At 39.5% G+C, this 17,247-nt stretch carries 13 protein-coding genes; 7 read left to right on the plus strand and 6 right to left on the minus strand.

Annotated features, from left to right (window positions below; all coding sequences use genetic code 11):
- Nucleotides 1-152: 152 nt before the first annotated feature.
- Complete coding sequence (locus tag ACXYMX_RS16360; RefSeq protein WP_459045310.1) at nucleotides 153-3,914, minus strand: S-layer homology domain-containing protein; 3,762 nt, start codon at nucleotides 3,912-3,914, stop codon at nucleotides 153-155.
- Nucleotides 3,915-4,632: 718 nt separating this feature from the next.
- Between ACXYMX_RS16360 and ACXYMX_RS16365 the strand changes: the two genes are divergently transcribed.
- Entirely contained in the window at nucleotides 4,633-5,118 is a 486-nt protein-coding gene (locus ACXYMX_RS16365; RefSeq protein ID WP_459045311.1) for a sigma-70 family RNA polymerase sigma factor, read from the plus strand.
- 120 nt (nucleotides 5,119-5,238) lie between these two features.
- Here the strand turns inward: ACXYMX_RS16365 and ACXYMX_RS16370 are convergent, their stop codons facing one another.
- Nucleotides 5,239-5,469, minus strand: coding sequence for a hypothetical protein (locus tag ACXYMX_RS16370; RefSeq protein WP_459045312.1), 231 nt, complete (start codon nucleotides 5,467-5,469; stop codon nucleotides 5,239-5,241).
- Nucleotides 5,470-5,669: 200 nt separating this feature from the next.
- Here ACXYMX_RS16370 and ACXYMX_RS16375 point away from each other — a divergent pair, with 200 nt between their 5' ends.
- Together ACXYMX_RS16375 and ACXYMX_RS16380 are read left to right on the plus strand one after the other, a co-directional pair.
- Nucleotides 5,670-6,503, plus strand: coding sequence for a helix-turn-helix domain-containing protein (locus ACXYMX_RS16375; RefSeq protein ID WP_459045313.1), 834 nt, complete (start codon nucleotides 5,670-5,672; stop codon nucleotides 6,501-6,503).
- 757 nt (nucleotides 6,504-7,260) lie between these two features.
- A complete protein-coding gene (locus tag ACXYMX_RS16380; protein WP_459045314.1) occupies nucleotides 7,261-7,599 on the plus strand; it encodes a hypothetical protein in 339 nt (112 codons plus the stop codon).
- Nucleotides 7,600-7,817: 218 nt separating this feature from the next.
- Here the strand turns inward: ACXYMX_RS16380 and ACXYMX_RS16385 are convergent, their stop codons facing one another.
- Nucleotides 7,818-8,225 (minus strand): VanZ family protein, encoded by a 408-nt coding sequence (locus ACXYMX_RS16385; protein ID WP_459045315.1) that lies wholly within the window; start codon nucleotides 8,223-8,225, stop codon nucleotides 7,818-7,820.
- A gap of 840 nt (nucleotides 8,226-9,065) precedes the next feature.
- On the opposite strand from ACXYMX_RS16385, the gene ACXYMX_RS16390 reads away from it, so the two are divergent.
- From ACXYMX_RS16390 to ACXYMX_RS16405, 4 genes are all read left to right on the plus strand, one after another.
- Nucleotides 9,066-10,772 (plus strand): ATP-binding protein, encoded by a 1,707-nt coding sequence (locus ACXYMX_RS16390; RefSeq protein WP_459045316.1) that lies wholly within the window; start codon nucleotides 9,066-9,068, stop codon nucleotides 10,770-10,772.
- Between the two features lie 826 nt (nucleotides 10,773-11,598).
- Nucleotides 11,599-13,140 carry a YifB family Mg chelatase-like AAA ATPase gene (locus tag ACXYMX_RS16395; RefSeq protein ID WP_459045317.1) on the plus strand — a complete coding sequence of 514 codons (1,542 nt, stop codon included), beginning with the start codon at nucleotides 11,599-11,601 and terminating at the stop codon, nucleotides 13,138-13,140.
- Between the two features lies 1 nt (nucleotide 13,141).
- The gene (locus tag ACXYMX_RS16400) at nucleotides 13,142-13,723 is read left to right on the plus strand and encodes a transposase (RefSeq protein WP_459045318.1); all 582 of its coding nucleotides are present in this window, start codon (nucleotides 13,142-13,144) and stop codon (nucleotides 13,721-13,723) included.
- A 138-nt stretch (nucleotides 13,724-13,861) separates the two neighbouring features.
- Nucleotides 13,862-14,263 carry a hypothetical protein gene (locus ACXYMX_RS16405; RefSeq protein ID WP_459045319.1) on the plus strand — a complete coding sequence of 134 codons (402 nt, stop codon included), beginning with the start codon at nucleotides 13,862-13,864 and terminating at the stop codon, nucleotides 14,261-14,263.
- Between the two features lie 691 nt (nucleotides 14,264-14,954).
- Here the strand turns inward: ACXYMX_RS16405 and ACXYMX_RS16410 are convergent.
- The 3 genes from ACXYMX_RS16410 to ACXYMX_RS16420 all read right to left on the minus strand — a co-directional run bounded on the left by ACXYMX_RS16410 (nucleotide 14,955) and on the right by ACXYMX_RS16420 (nucleotide 16,918).
- Nucleotides 14,955-15,452: a toxin-antitoxin system TumE family protein gene (locus ACXYMX_RS16410; protein ID WP_459045320.1), complete on the minus strand. Its 498-nt coding sequence runs from the start codon at nucleotides 15,450-15,452 to the stop codon at nucleotides 14,955-14,957.
- Nucleotides 15,445-16,224, minus strand: coding sequence for a DNA-binding protein (locus tag ACXYMX_RS16415; RefSeq protein WP_459045321.1), 780 nt, complete (start codon nucleotides 16,222-16,224; stop codon nucleotides 15,445-15,447). The genes ACXYMX_RS16410 and ACXYMX_RS16415 overlap by 8 nt, the downstream gene beginning before the upstream one ends.
- Nucleotides 16,225-16,345: 121 nt before the next feature.
- Entirely contained in the window at nucleotides 16,346-16,918 is a 573-nt protein-coding gene (locus tag ACXYMX_RS16420; RefSeq protein ID WP_459045322.1) for a HipA domain-containing protein, read from the minus strand.
- Between the last annotated feature and the right edge of the window lie 329 nt (nucleotides 16,919-17,247).

Here is a 17,247-nt window from a genome sequence, read left to right on the forward strand (position 1 = left end):
GATAGTGTAGGGAACTGATTTAGTCGTCGTTTCCTTACCTACATTAGGAGCTTTTTTGTGTTTTTGCAAGTTATTAAACTACGATAATAATTTCCTAATTAAGGACATCTTACATATTTTTACTTCTATGCAACGCTAGTGGGCATCTGATACTAGTTTAGTTTGTTAAAGAAATTGACAAGCATTTTCGCGGCCTGTGCACGGGTTGTTGCATTAGTTGGCATGTAGTAACCGTTTGAACCATTTGCAATTCCCAATTCGTGCAACATTGTAATCGAGTTCACGGTTTCTTCATCATAACTACCAACATCAGGATAAGGTACTTTTGCTACGGCAACATATTTCAAACCAGTTTTCTGTTCATACGCACGGTATAACATTAAAGCAAATTGTGCGCGCGTGACGGGGTCACCCGGTTTGAAATTCCCATCACTAAACCCTTTAATAATACCGAACGCATAAGCCGCCGATATTTCTCTTTGCGTTTCATTTGCGTACCCGGTTATATCATCGAAAGGTGCTAACTTTTCGGATTCTACACCCAACGCCCTTACAATCAAAGAAGCAGCTTGTGCACGCGTCAAATACGCATTTGGCTTAAACGTTCCATCAATATGACCTTTGATTAAACCTTTTGTGACACCTTGTTGAATATATGACTGTGCCCAATGTCCAGTAATATCTGTTAGAATAACCGGTTTATTAGAGTCGGTAGGCGATTCAACTTTATGGTGAACCGTCACTTTATACGTTTTCTTCAAACCGCTTTCCGCTTCTACGATAAACGTTAAGACGTTGTCCCCTTCTTCAAGGTTAATTTTCAAACCGTCACGTATTTCTCTTTCTTGAAAATATACTTTCGCTCTTGGATCTGAAGGTTCAAACTTTATCATAACTTCATTCTTATTTGTTTCTACTGTATAATCAAATGCATTTGTTGAGAATGCTGGTTTGAATACAAACGGCTTCCCTTCGGCAAGTAGAGCTAAGTCTTTCAAATAAGCATTATCTGACGGGATATATCCCGAACCGCCGCTACTTCCACCGTCACCTGGATCTGGATCTGGAGGAATTGGATCAGTAACGATTGACTCAGCTAGTACACCGTAAATTGAGAAATGGTCTACTGTAATTGTGATTACACCATCTTTTAACATTCCTTTACCGCCTACATATTCCCACTTGTTAGTTGTCTCATTATAATAGTAAATGCCTGTGTTGGCAGCATCAATATTATCCTCTGCACCAAGGGACAAAATGAAACTTCCATTGTAGTCGTTAGAACCTGCAGGGAAAGTAAACATAAAATTAAATATATCCCCGGCAGTTTCTAATCCATCTGGGAGGGGTTCATCTGCTCTGAGTACTTTTAATGTTGTCCCAACTGGTAAATTATCCGGTAAGAGTAGGGTTGTCTTAGTCCCTAGAATTTGTAAAACTTCTTTAGCTGCAACTTCTATTATTGAATCTAAAAGGATTGTTTTTGGCGGACTAACTGTAATTAGTACTGAAGTGAAAAGTCCATCCGGGTTCGTTACACCAGTTGGTAAAGTTAGTGTCCCCGTAAACGAATAATCCCCAGCGACTTCTTTGTTATAAGCAGGACTTCCTTCATCCCATACAATACCAAGCTCTACTTTTGACAGATCATTCAATGTTACAGTCACTTTAGTCGGTAACTCTAATTCTTCTAGTTCAGAACCTAGTTGGACAGCCTTATTGTCGAAATCAGTATCTATCTTTGTAATAAGCTTATCGATAATCGGAATTTGGTCTTCATAGGCGCCCAGGTCGACAGTTCCATTCACAATTCTTTCCAAGCCTTGTAAGTCTTTGGAAATACCCGCTGGAACATAATCGTTATTTCCAGTATCGATTGCCGGCGAACCTTCTTGTAAGCGATAATCACCTTCCGCGCTCGCAATTCCGTATCCCATCGCTACTGGAGATACAAATTTTGCATCGGTATTATAATTAGTATCCCCTAGATTCACTAACCCTCCGATTAGACTATGCGAGAAATTCATTATACCTGTATATGTTGGCACTCCTGTAGACCACGGTTCTGTCGTGCTAACATTATTTTTATAAGAAGCAAAGTCCATGGTGCTGTTTCCCCAAACAATGCTGTTTTTGAAATTCCCGGAAGCATTACTATACCCAAAGTAATACCCACCACCACTAGTACGTGCAGAATTATTCGCGATTGTCACATTGATTAGTTCGGCTATGGAACCATCCGTACGAACATCATAAATCCCGCCTCCAAATCCAAATGCTGTAGAATTTGGCTCTGGACCATGTGCAATGTTTCCTGTAATTAAAACATTTCTAAAAATCGGCTTCCCTTTATTATATAAATAAATCCCACCGCCATTTCCTGGTCCATATCCACTATTTTCTTCGGCAATCGCTTCGTTACCTCTTATCTGAACGTTTGTAAAAATTGGACTGGATTCCTTAACATAAAGACCTCCTCCATTTCCACTTCTGTTCGAAAGAAAATCAACATTTGTAAATGTAGCATTACTCGAATGCAAATATATCCCACCACCCGCTCGATAAGGATTAACGCTGTTTCCTTCAATTGTTACGTTAGTCATTTCCATACTTTCATTCCTGTTGTGGCTATAATAAATTCCACCTCCGCCTAATATGTTGCCAAAGTTTACAGATGCCGCGCGGTTGCCTTTGATTTCTCCGCCATTCATTTTAAAACTATTAATAGGTGCATTCGTAAAATCAACGTGAACACCTCCGCCATTCCCTGATGCCTTATTCCCAATAATATCGACATCATTTAAAGCTAGATGTCCTCCAATAATATGAATTGCTCCACCACTACTAAAGTTTTGAGCAGTCCCTGATTGATTATTCTCTAACTTTCCTCCGGTTATAGTTAAATCACTTGTGTCAATTCCAATTCCACCGCCATAACCTCGAGCTGTATTGTCCAAAATATCCACATCCGTGAGTTCCATCGTTCCACTCGAAGTAGAGTGAATCGCTCCACCAGAATTGACAGTTGAATGATTGTTTTGGATTGTTCCGTTACTAATCTTTAATAATCCGCCTAAATTATGCATTCCGCCACCATTAGATTCTGCACTGTTACCACTAATACTAAAGTTTTTCATTAGTAGAGTGCCTTGCCTATTGAAAATACCCCCACCTGAAATCGATTTGTTATTCGTTACCGCTATATTTTCCAAAGTAGGAGTAGAATCTTTTCCAATATATAATCCCCCGCCTTGTCCAGCGCTATTCCCTATAATGTTAATGTTGTTTAGAAACGGATTATTTTGGATACCTCCTGAATTATGAAGATCTCCGCCTATATATATTCCTCCACCTTTATCATAATTATAATGAGTACTTCCATTTGCTGTACCGCCAGTAATTGTCACTCCATCCAAAATAGCAGTCTCGTCCAATTTCAGACTGCCCCATAGATGAAACACACTGTACGAATTATCGCTTCGATTTTTTGTTACATCGTTCGGATCGTCATCCTTATTATGATCCCCGCTAAGAATCGTTTCATATAGTTCCCAATTCCGATCATTCCATGTGGGGTTACCAGTTGCAGGAAACCCTCCGTAAATGGCTACATTGTTTTTCATTTTAAACGTACGAGTTCTGTCGGTTACTTCGAAATCGCTCGCATCTTTTGTCGGATAATACGTCCCGGATGCTATCCATATTTCATCTCCTGCAGTCGCTGTATCTAATGCATCTTGAACTGTACCAAAAGCATTATTCCAACTTGACCCATCACCTGCTGCATCTTGTTTCACAAAAAGAATTGAACTGGCGGCGCTAGTGGATTTTATCCCCATTGTCTGTAGCGTTGCACCAAGTACCAGCAATACAACTAAACACAATTTGACACTAATTTTTTTCCGTTTAGACATGTAAATCATCACTCCTTATTTTTTAGCAAATAATTCGAATCGCTTGTATACAAAAAAAATAATCTAATTCCTCCTTTCCTTTGGTTCTTATACTTATCTGCCATCAATAATAAGGAGTAAAGGTTAAGTCTTGGTTAAGTTACTAGATTATATTTTTTTGATACTTATCTACTATCCCTAAGTATAGGAAAGAATTGCGCAAGTACGATTTGGTATTAGGAACGGCTATTCTTTATCAGTATCCAAGTGGAACGAACTGTCAGATTACAATAGGATATCTATTCCATATCTTTTCTTGCTATGAAGAAGTTTTTTAGTTTGGAATTATCGTATCATTTTATCTATTGCACCGGCTTGAAGTAAAACTCGTCGCAATCCATGACGTCCTGATTTCGATGAAAGTCGAATAGCTCAAAAGCGACCTGTACCAGTCACGACTTCCGAATAAAACCATAGAGGATACCGACAAAGTGTTACACAGTCGGTGTCCTCTTTCAATTTCCAGGCAATCCTCCCCTATTGTCTGAATTGTTTCCAAATAAATACGAAATACCTTAATAACGTCACTTCTAGGCCCAATAGTGACGTTATTGGGCCGAATAACGACAGTTCTACGCTTAATACCGCATAAATGCCGATTGGCTTCGGGATTCCGAATATCTTACGATGAATGCACCCGGGAATAAAAGAATCGTGCACGGTCGAAAGGGCCGCAATCGTGAATACATTTGAAGAGGTTTTGAACCAGTACGAACCGATGATATCCGCATCACTCCGCACACTCAATATTTATCGTGATCATGAAAATTTCAGACAAGCAGGAAGTGTCGCTTTATGGCAGGCTTGGACTCGTTTTGACACAGAGAAAGGAAATTTCACACCATTCGCCTACCGAAGCATTCGAGGCGCCATGTTGGATGAATTAAAAAAGGAAAACAAGTTCGCTGTGAACACAATCCAATTGGACAATGAAGTTCTAAAAGAGGTGCTTACAATCGCAGACCCCGTCGATTTCGAATGGTCTGACGTACTCGACGAAGCACTCGACCAACTGACACCAGCCGAACGTGAGCTCATTCACTGGTTATTTGTAGAAGGCTTGTCTTTGTCTGACTGCGTAAAAAAATCGTCCATTTCATTACACGGCATTAAAAAACGCCGGCAAAAAATGATGGCGAAATTAAGAGTCATTCTGGCGAACTAAATAGAGAGCCATCGCATCGCCTACGAGTTCAGATTTTCGAATGAACAAATAAAAGGATACCGACTACTAAAGTCGGTATCCCCTTTCTGCTTTTATACACTTGTATGTAAGTACCCGACACTACCGCTTTCTCTTCCGAGGATCCATATACGCATGAAAATAGTATTTTGCTGGGAGATCCAGGTTGTCCATGACGAACTCTATATTTGTGTAGATCACGCCATCTCTGTTTTCCATTCCTTCATATCTCGAGTCAACGACCGTGATCATTCCGTCGTCCCGCTCAAGAAGATTTTTCACAATCTTCATCGTATCCCTATTTTCATCCAACACAACATGATACATGATCATAGTCATCCCCCACTTCGCTAATCAACTTCAGTTTTAAGAGTATTCCATGAACTAAGTTTACCACGTCTTAGTCTGCCTGTGCACGACACAATTCAAAACGATTCTGAATAGTGTCAGAATTGCACCGTGCACAGGCATCGCAAAAAAAGTCCCCTTTTCACCCTTTTTCTTCTATATAAAGAATAAAGGGGATTTTCCAAATGACAACGTACCTATCCGAATACGCATACTTCACAGACAAAAACGAGTTAGACGCTGCGACCCGGCAGCATGTTCTTACCCACTGGAACGCCATGAACCCAACTGACCGGGCTGTTCTGGATATGATCCGTCGCTACTCAGTTAAATACGGGGCCGCCCACTTGAAACATGAAACCATCGAAAAGGCGATTCAAAAATCCAACGCAACCGTCCGACGTGCAATTCGCAAATTGGAAAAGCTCGAAATCATCGAACGCATTCACTATATTCGCCCAGTTATGAGCGGTCTCGGCGCGAACATTTACGTCATTCAACCTACTACTGACCAGTCGCATATGAACAGTCCGGAACCTACTGAAAAGCCAGCTGCGCCTAAGCTCCAACCAACCAAACCAGAAACCGAAGCTTTACTCTTTAAAGCGCTAAGTACTAAAGTTCTTAAAAGAACGTCTCCTGTCGAACTGTCGCCTACAACTCTTTTTGGGAAGATGAAATCTCTTCTTTCTTCAACGATCGGAGAATGTACATTGGCACGGAACGTTTACGGAGTGTACCGCACACAGTCCCTCCAAATGCTGAAATTTAGCATTCATGAAAATAAAAGAGATGTGCTGGAGCAAGTCGGTCTGCTTGCCCTCCGGATTACACTTCAAACAACCAAGAAGAAAACCATTCGGAATCTACCGGGTTATTACTCAGGTGTCCTGCGCGAACTGATTGACAAGGCGTTGTTTACAGACGCTTTTATGAACTACGACGTCAATGTGGAAGAAGCTTTTTCCCAAGCCTTTCCTACCCGCAAAACGAAAGCTAATTCCTTTATTTTAAATTAATTCAATCTTTATGTATCCTTTTTGCGCATTTTAGTCTATGTAGATAATGAATACCCGATTCCTCTATGCACAACCTATTGCCCAGCCGTGAATTGGTCACTCATGGCTAGGGCTTAGTCTAACTAAATTTAATTTGAACAGCTACCGGATGAACTTACTTAGAAACAAGGCACCACTCCGGATCAAATGAAGTTCCTGCAGCCACTTCATTTGGTTCACCTCTTTCTCAAAAGTTGAAAGAAGGACATACGTGGGTCTACAAAATCTATGCGAAATGAACGACCAACGTGCTTCCATTTCGATCGAAACATACCGTGAAAAAGTACAATCCGACCATGCATGACCTGACAATGCAAAATGCCCTGACCATCAGATACAAAATTACAAGAACGAGCAATGCAGATTGCCCCGTCTACACAGGGCACTTTGCCCCTAGCAATAACCAAAGAACTTAAGAGTATTAAGAAAAGACCTTGTCGAGCAGACCCTCGACGTTGGATTTTTCATCAATAAATTAAACCACTTTAGACAAAGCGAAGTATCACTGAAATACACCAACTAGTTCACCCCTTAGTTTTCTGACTAGTGTCTAAGTTGTTTAGTGCACAGGCACGGACTAAACCAATGGAATCAACAATATGTAAATATAATCCACAAAATGTTTAAATATACCTATCTTTATTTTATTATTGTGAGATACTAGTTGTTAGACTAGTTAAATAACGGTCTAAATACAAAGGAAATGTGGGGGATTTGAATGTTAGGGTTAAGTGAGAATGTTGTGTTACCGGAAGATTATCTAGACAGTATGGAGGTTCTTGAAGTCTTTATTTGTCCGGAAATGACCGATACAAGAATGTTAATTATGATTCATAAGATCAAAGAGGAACCTATTCAGCATGTTGTACGCGTGTATAAGTTGCTTTGGAAGAACCAACAGTTTAACATCGACTTCGAACTGGATGCCTTTCCATTCAAAAAGCGTCAAGATGCGCTTGCATTTGCAGATCGCCTATCCGGTCTAACCGCTTATCAGCTGTTAATGGCTCAAAATGAATTTGATATCACAACGGAAGATGGTCGTGCTCTCAAGTAGAGAAACGAAGGACCTATTGCTCGAACGCTGCACGTACGGAAGATGCGACAGACGACGAACTGAACGGCATTGTACATAGTACAAAAGACGAGCAAGCGAAGATGGATTGGATGCGAGTAATGACTTCTGGGTAAAAATCCAAGAGGATATCGATAAACCTGTATATAGTCGGTATCCTCTTTGTTTTTTATGCACTTGTATTGTCTGAATAGCTTCTATCACAGGTATCTGAAATTAAACAAATATCTCCAAATTCCATAAGCCACAACAATTCCAACAAAATCAATTCCTACATCATACAACCGTCCATTACGTCCGAAAAACAATTGGCAAACTTCAGTACTCAGGGCAAACAACGTACAAAGAATTACAGTAATCTTCACTTTCCGTACCCATTGAAATACCAATATCCAAAGGACTCCGAACGATACCATATGTCCAATCTTTTGAATCAGAAAAAATTTACTTAAACTAAAATCATGAATGATGAACATATCCGACAAAGACGGATTTTGAACAAACCTAAAACTCACAACCTGATCATATAAAAATGCATGTGCATTAGATGTAAAGGCTGCAATTACTATGAAAACAGTCCAGGCAATTGTTAAAACTGGTGCATGCAACTTAGACACCTACCTTTCAACACTTTCCAAAGTATCCTCCAATGGCATAATTCTTAGTCTTAAAACGTGGAATAGTAAAGGGGTGAAAGGTACCTGTGTCAGGTCCAATTATGACGATTCATGACTTCTGGATAAAAACCCAAGAGGACATCGACAAATTTCTATTGTAGTGTATTGTCTGAATAACTTCTTATAGGTACATGACACTAAAACTATGCAACGCTAGTGGGTACCTGAATTTTTTTGGTAAGTTTAAGTCTCATTCAACATTTTCAGAGTAGCAATCGAGTTGTGTAAGTCACTGAAGCCGGTTGATAAGTGTCTGGATATCAGTTTTGTTGTATAATCAAGATAAAGCAAGGTAATCTGCATAGAAAAAATCGGAGAAAATCAGTTTAAAGTAAGATCCCACAATGACGAACATTCTAGGAAGATTGAGGAGTACTTTTGAAAGTATCCATAACTACCCAAGATTCCCCTAGAGGAATCAGATATCGAGAAAAGGCTATGTGTAGAATCAGAATATTTAAAACAGATTATAAAAAAAGAAATTGAGCGGGGGTAGATTCACCTCTTCCTTCTTTACCGATTATTTTGAGAAGAATGTGTTGACACTAACGAGTAATTCTCTTAATAATTCCGATCAATATTATACTTTGTAGGTTATAATACGTATATATACCCGGTTTTCACAGTTGGACTGTAAGAACTTCTTTATAATCACATCCGTTTCATATTTCCAGCTTTTTATTACCTTGATTTTTTTCCCTTCAATTAGCTTTAATGTACATATAGAGTAAGTATCGAGCCATATGAATACATTTCATTAAGGGGGATTATATGAGATCCGTTGAAGAGATTGAAAAACTACTTGATCAACTTGAAGACTGTATCGCGGACGATTTAGAAGCCCAGGATTTAGACTTCAAAGAGTGGAATGAGCGCAGCTTTGATGACAACATCAAAAAAATCATTCAAATGTCTATTTGTATGGCGAACGGTGGCGGTGGACACGTCGTTTTCGGAGTCGCCGATAAGATTCAAAAGCGGAAAAATGCGATTCGAGGAGTTCCAAATAATTTAGATTTGTATTCACTCCACAAAAGAGTTTATGAACGAACTGACCCTCATCTATTACCTACACTCAAGGAAATAAAGGTTCCTGAAGGTACTGGTATATTACTTATCGTCAGCGTAACTGGGGAGATGGCGCCTCATACAACCACTGACGGATCGGCGACAATTCGGAAAGGTAAAGACTGCATTCCATTAACCGGTTCTTTGCGTAAAGAGATGGTGGGCCCTTCCATTGTGCTCGACGTTACATCTGAGATTGTTCCGGAAGATTGGACTACAGTTGTTTCAGCAGCTGCAATGGAAAAAGTTAGAGAGAAAATGACTGAAGTAAATGCGCCGGGAGATTTATCGACACTAAATGATTTTGATTTATTAACTTCAATCGGTGCACTTAACGGAAACCACTTCACAAAAGGCGGGTTGTTGATTTTCGGAAAAGGTCCTGCGATTCAAAGATTGATTCCACAATATCGTTGGGCATATAGAAAGATGTTAAGTGATACAGAATACGTTGTTCGAGATGACGGATATCAGCCAATCCCGATTGCACTTTATGAATTAGAACGCTATCTAGCCACAGATAACCCTCTAATAACAGTAGAATCGGGCTTATTTCATCATGAATTTAGTACCTATCCTAAAATCGCTATTAGGGAAGCGTTAATGAATGCTTTTACGCATCGGGATTACCGGATTTCCGGAACAGTGATGCTCAAACAATATAAGGACAAGCTCATCTTAACGAATCCAGGAAACTTTATAGGCGGGATAAATGCTGAAAACATTCTCCATCACCCTTCTTTTCCACGAAATCATCATTTGATGGAATTACTTGATCGTTTACATCTTGTAAATCGTTCAAATATGGGGGTGCCACGTATATATCGCTCCCTCTTGGTAGAAGGGAAAGAACCACCTAGCTATAGAGAAGTTGGAAATAGTATTGAATTAAACCTAATTGCCTCTTCTTTATTCCCTAACTTCAAAAAGCTGATTGCGGACTTGTCAAATCAAGGTATATCTTTAGATGTTGATGATTTATTAATTCTCCAATATCTACTGAGACATGAACAAATAGATACTCTAATTGCTGCACATGTTGCCCAAAGAGGCCAAGATCAAGCAAAGGAACTACTTAGCAAACTTACAAATGATTTACGATTGCTTGAAGCGGTTGGGAGGGGTAAAGGTCGATATTACACACTTGCAAAGGCTACGTCTGACATTTTAAAGGATAAAATGAGCTATGAACGACAAGTAAACCTAGATGATGAAGCTGTTAAAATGAGAATCTTAACCTTATTGAAAGATGACGACCTTACTAACCAGGATATCCGTAATATGACTGGTTGGGACCGAAAAAAAGTTTATAACATCGTTAAACAACTTGAATCATCCGGAGTTAGAATGACTGGAATGGGACGGGCCGCAAAATATACTTTAGCACCTAATAAAAAGGACGGAACGTAGATCCCTTCAGGCTATTTAACTTTGAATACTTTCTTTTAATAATTCGTTTTGGAATCAAATTTAAACCCCTTATTTCATCAAACCTTGACCCATTAGACTAAAAAGGCAATGACTGGACCATTGGGGACCATTAATGGTCCTTTAATGGTCCTATTTTACGAATGGGACCCTTGGATCATTGGTTTAACAACCTTCCCTCTATTGGACTAATAGACAATGATTGGACCATTAATTGGCCATTGATGATTTTCTTCAATCTAATACCCTACAAATTCTTAATTACCATCCTTTCACATTGGACCAGATTGACAATTACTGGACTATTCATAAGTACTTTTTACACAGGTGTACGAGTTGCTGGCATCGGATGTAAAGGACTGATTGTTTGGATAAATAACAAAGGATACCAAAACAGAAAATCCCCCTTACCCTATTATTTTGATAGGTACCTGTGTCAGGTCCAATTATGACTATTCATGACTTTTGGATAAAAACTCAAGAGGACATCGACAAATATCTATCTAGTCGGTGTCCTCTTTCAATTTTTATGCAATTGTAGTGTATTGTCTGAATAGTGTCTAGGTACCTGAAATTTCCCGCACTGGTACCTGAAATTTGCACAGGCAAGAAATAAAAGTTCCAAAATAATTTTAAGGCAGCATTTATCAACCCAAAATCAACTTTTGAACTTCACTTTTCCAATGTATAGGGAGTTTACGAGGAGTCAAAATCCATTTTTCAGTTTTCACTTTTTCTTCCATACGATTGAACCTATATCACTTCTTGAGTATGATTAAGTCAATTAAAACGGAAAGGGGGCACAAGATTGGCTTCGTATATTATGAGTGTTGGACTCCAAGGAATGAAAGGCCATATCGTTCGAGTGGAGGCAAGTGTTAGGAATGAGAAAGAACAATGTGTCATTATCGGATTACCTGACGCGTCAATCAAAGAATCAAAGGAACGTGTCCTAAGTTGTTTGCATGCACTCAATCTAGACATTGAAATGAAAAAGATCACGATTCACCTGTCACCTGCTGACGTTAGAAAAAGTGGGACTGGCTTTGATTGTGCGATGCTTCTTGCGGTTATGCAAGAAGTACTTAAAACACCCCTATCAATTGATGACTCGACCTGTGTGTTATCTGCATTATCGCTCAACGGAGAACTTATGCAGTTTCACGGGATGATCCCCGCCATTCAACAAGCCATCCTTCTTGGTTTCAAGCGGATCATCTTGCCGCCAATCGATGTTCGTTTTTTAAGCAAAGTCGCAGACGTGGAACTCATCCCCCTTCCTTCCATCCAAGCCCTTGTTTCCTATTTGCGTGGTCAACCCTCTTTCACCTTTGATCAACCCCCACAACTATTGGCTGAGGAACATGAATCGTCCAATACCGTTCAATCCATAACAGACATTTCCTCCATCCGTGGTCACAAAAAAGCAAAACGGGCTATGGAAATTTCAGCTGCAGGCGGACACCATATTTTATTATCCGGTCCACCGGGATGTGGAAAAAGTATGTTAGCGGATGCATTTCACACGATTCTTCCCGACTTGTCCCATGAAGCCATGCTTGAACTTTACGGTATTTATCATTTGGCGCGCGAAAACCGCGGATTTTCCAGTCGACCTCCTTACCGAAACCCCCATCACTCGGCTTCATCTATCTCCTTAATCGGCGGAGGTACGTTTCCGAAACCTGGAGAAATTTCATTGGCCCATAATGGAGTCCTCTTCTTGGATGAGCTAGGTGAATTCTCGAGAAAAACGCTCGATATGCTAAGGCAACCACTTGAAAGCGGTGAAGTTACAATCAGCCGCGTAAAACAAACGGTTACTTATCCGTCAACATTCATATTAATTGCCGCCACAAATCCATGTCCTTGCGGCTATTTTGGTTCCAATGAACGGTATTGCACATGCACCCCAAAACAGGTATCCACCTACCAACTAAAAGCCTCCGGACCGCTGCTTGACCGACTCGACTTTGTCTTAAGTTTAGAAAACGTTGGTTTACGAAAAGATGAAACGTCCGAAACATCGGCCCGCATAAAAGATCGAACGACTTCCGCGAGAGTCATACAACGAAACCGCTATGGCAGTAGTGAACTGAACGGCTCTATCACTTTTCAAAAATTAATTGAAACATGTCAGCTTTCAAACGAACAAACGAAACTGATCGAACAAACTTGCTTTGAACAGAAATGGAGCAATCGAACACAAGCAAAACTCATTCGAATCGCTCGAACAATAGCGGACTTAGATGGTGAGCAGGCAATCACTGATTCTGCGTTGCAAGAAGCAATCGACTGGAAACGGCTCCCCTCCTTGCAACCTCCATCTACAAGTAAAGGAGGGCTTTAATTTGCCAAGACGCAAACGAAATTGGCATCCGAATGGGTATTTTCATGTCATTATGCGAGGGAACAACAGGGAAAGTATTTTTCAATCGAAAGAAGACGTCATGGAGCTAATGCGCACGTTGGAATACTGTGCAGAAAAATATCGTTTCAAGTTGCTCGCCTACTGCATCATGTCCAACCATTACCATTTACTTATCCAATCCGAATACGTAGACCTTGCAAAAGTCATGGCGCGCATTAATCGCAGATACAGTGATTATTATGCAAAACGGTATTCGCATATCGGTCGTATTTACGAAAAGAGATACTTTTCTAAAGAAGCCGATGGGCCACAAGCAATTCTCGCCATTAGCAGCTACATCCATCGCAATCCGATCGACACGAACATTCCGATGGTCAAAAAACTTGAGGATTATCCATACAGTTCCTATATCTATTATGCGAATGAAAACCAAGTCCCTCCGAGCTTTTTAAGAACGGACATCGTGGCTAATTTCCTCCCACATCCATTTGTTAAAACGAACCTGGCGTATTGCCAGTATTGTTTGACGTATAAGCAGATTGCGGAGGAGGATAAACAGTAAGGGGTGTGGGTGTGCTTGAAAAGTATCTGAAATTTAATCACGAAGTCTTGTGTCTTTTTTTGGGGGGGCTTGACTACTGGCAGCAATCCCTATTGAAAAAATATGTTATAATCAACAGACAGGATGGAGGAATGCATCGTGGAAAAAGCTTTAGAACTAATCTTAGCCAAAATAGAAAGTGTCGAAGCTAAAATAGAAAGTGTCGAAGCTAAAATGGAAAGTGTTGAAGCTAAAATAGACAATGTCGATAGAAATCAAATTGAAATGAACAAGACTCTGAACAATAAAATAGATGATTTAGAAAAAAACCTAAACAGTAGGATGGACACCCTAGACGGGAATATAAGTGGTTTGAAAAATTCTTTGGTCGAAGGCCTGGAACCTTATTTCAGTAATGTCGAAAAACAAATCGATGAAAACAACTCCAAATTATCCTCAGATGTAGCAAAACAGAAAAACATTATTGGGATTCTTTCATCAAGAAGCATCCAACACGAAGCGGATATAAAAGCCCTGAATGAAATAGTTCGGAATCAATAATTTTGAAAGGTACCTGTGTCAGGTCCAATTATGACTATTCATGACTTATGAATAAAAACCCAAGAGGATATCGACAAATTCCTATATAGTCGGTTTCCTCTTTCATTTTTTATGCAATTGTATTATCTGAATAGTGTCTAGGTACCTGAAGTTTATATGGTAAATAGTCTGTCATTTGCTGGTACATTTGTTGTCGCTGACTGGTAAAAAAGATGGCAGTAATCATTTACAGTATAGCCGCTTCTTGATAGAATGATAACAACAGAACCCACCACGCCTCTTAACAATGCGGACCAAGGTGGGTCATTTTTTTGAAAGGTACCTGTGTCAGGTCCAATTATGAATATTCATGAATTATGGATAAAAAACCAAGAGGACATCGACAAATGTCTATATAGTCGGTGTCCCCTTTCAGTTTTTATGCAATTGTTGTGTATTGTCTGAATAGTGTCTAGCACAGGTACCTGAAATTTCGGAGAAAATGTAGCAATTGTCTCACCCATAACAAAAGTGCACTTCACAAATAAAGAGAAGAAAATTTAAAAAATTTAAACTCCTATTTTGGCGGAGAGTTTTCTCTTTTGTTTTTGCATTGTATTATTTTTCAATAATTAATATTATTTGTAAGCTATGCAACGCTAGTGGGTACCTGAAATTTAAGTGCCAACCCAATGCACTTGTTTGGATAAATTTATGGTTTATATTCTTTTCCACTTTCTATGTATTGAGCCACAAATTTAAAGGCCGCTTCTAATGTCCGAATATCGTAATTTGCTTTTCTGTGTCTTCTCTCACCCGGTATGTAATGGTGGTGATGCGGCTCTGTTACTACTATATATTCTTCAGGTGTGTTGGGAGCATCATGGGGTTCATTCTCCCAAGCGGAAATATGGGAGAACATGATACCTTCTTTGGGAATGATTCTCTTCCACTGATAATGATACTCCCTGACATGCCCATTCCCATCGTACTTCTCTGTGGCATGTAGACCTGTGATTCCATGTAAAGGATGCTCTTTAAATGGAAACAAGACATCTAGTTTTCTCTTCGTCAGTTTAAAGGATCCATAAATAGAGTTGAGTTCCTGGAGGTTCTGGTATGACTCCAAGATGTATTCATAGTTTTCCAAGATGTCGTCTATGTCTGCGGGAAGAAGGATAGGACTGATTGGTTCAAGCCGTCTAGACAAATTCCGAACCTTCAATCAGCTCTTCAAGTAATTCTTCTTGTTCCTCTTCTAAATCTTCCCATTTACGGAAATCAGAAGGATCATCCACAGCATCAATATTATTTATCTTATTTTTGGCCATTGCTTCCCAAAGGGTCTTCGCTTTATATTCTTTTTGTAATTCAATTATCTCATCACGTACTTCTTTCAAGCGAACTTCCGGCGTTTGATTTCGAAGTTTCTTCTCTTGTGCCAACATCTGCATACGGATGGCATATACCGGATCACGCCAAAGTTCTACAGCATGTTTAGGGATCTTATGATGGGAAGTCGTATCAACCACTTCTAATCCTTGCTTCATATACTTATTTAATGTCACATTGGAAACTCCGAGAGATTCTGCAGCCATCTTTGGTGTAACAAGGTACTCTTCCCGGTATTCAAAGTACATCCCTTCTCCACCCATGCGGTAATGCCATCGTTCCACATCCACTTTTATTTTGCCAAAATCAAAATCAGATACAGGCAATTTAATTTGTTGGATGAATTCCAACGTATTTAACATATGAGTCATATTCTTCTGAGAACGAAGATAAGTTTCATTAAAATCAAACTCGTTGGATTCAAAAGTAATTCCCTTTAGACGATCCTTAAAAGCACTCAACATGAAATGAACTACTCGATCGAATACGTAAAGAGTCTCCTTCCCGATTTTAGGCAAACTTTTGGTTTGGTATGCTTCTTGAATATCATCTTTTGTTTCTTCAAGTATAGCTAGGCTCATTGTTTTCACCTCTCCCTACCTCCATTTTACCGCGTGGTTTATGATATGTCAATATCGGTAATTAGTGATACATCATTATCAATAACAGTGTATTCAACATTTTATTTTTTATACTCAAGAAACACATCCATCAGATGCCTTTAGTGAAGTCTGCCTGTGCACGACACAATTCAAAACAATTCCGAATAGTGTCAGAGTTGCACCGTGCACAGGCATCGCTTTTACTGTAAAGTAAAAGGCGGATCACCCATTCCTTATCTAAATCGCTCATTATGTCGTTAGGAATATCTTTCACTATGGATAATAGTATTCCCTTATTTAGCTTTTCTAACCTTTTCATAGCCAATTCCAGTTCCCTTGGCATATGCCTGTGAAGAAAAGCCAACAACTCAAAATGTTTCGGTCTTTTTCTATCAGGTAATCCAATGCTTGGCTTTCCTCGGTTGCAAAAGCCTGCCAACATCTTATCATCTATTAGCATCTTTTGCTTTTTTTCTGTGACTTCATTAAAACCAAGAGAAGAACCATTATCATAAATGGGTGCCACTCGTATTCCATTAGGTCCACTAAGGACACCCCAATTATCACAGTGTCGATCGTTGTTGGCGATTAACGCATCAAAAACGGGTATAGCTACAAACTCCTTCTCCAAATTATATGCTGTAAGGAGTTCTATGATGTTAGGCAATTCGTAATATGTCATTGAATATCGGTTAAAGTCCTCATTGAAAGGTACCTGTGCCAGGTCCAATTATGAATATTCATGACTTATGGATAAAAACCCAAGAGGACATCGACAATTTCCTATATAGTCGGTGTCCTCTTTTAATTTTTATGCAATTGTAGTGTATTGTCTGAATAGTGTCTGGCACAGGTACCTGAAATTAAATCACGACAGTATTCAGACCCTTGGGTCTGTAAGTGCCAATTGGAACAGAGTAACGATTCGATTTGAAGATTATTGTATTGTCCTTGTTAACAACTCTTGTTATACTAGATGCATTGGTACTCTCTTTCGAGAGTAGATAGGAG

The organism is Sporosarcina sp. CAU 1771 (assembly GCF_054482775.1).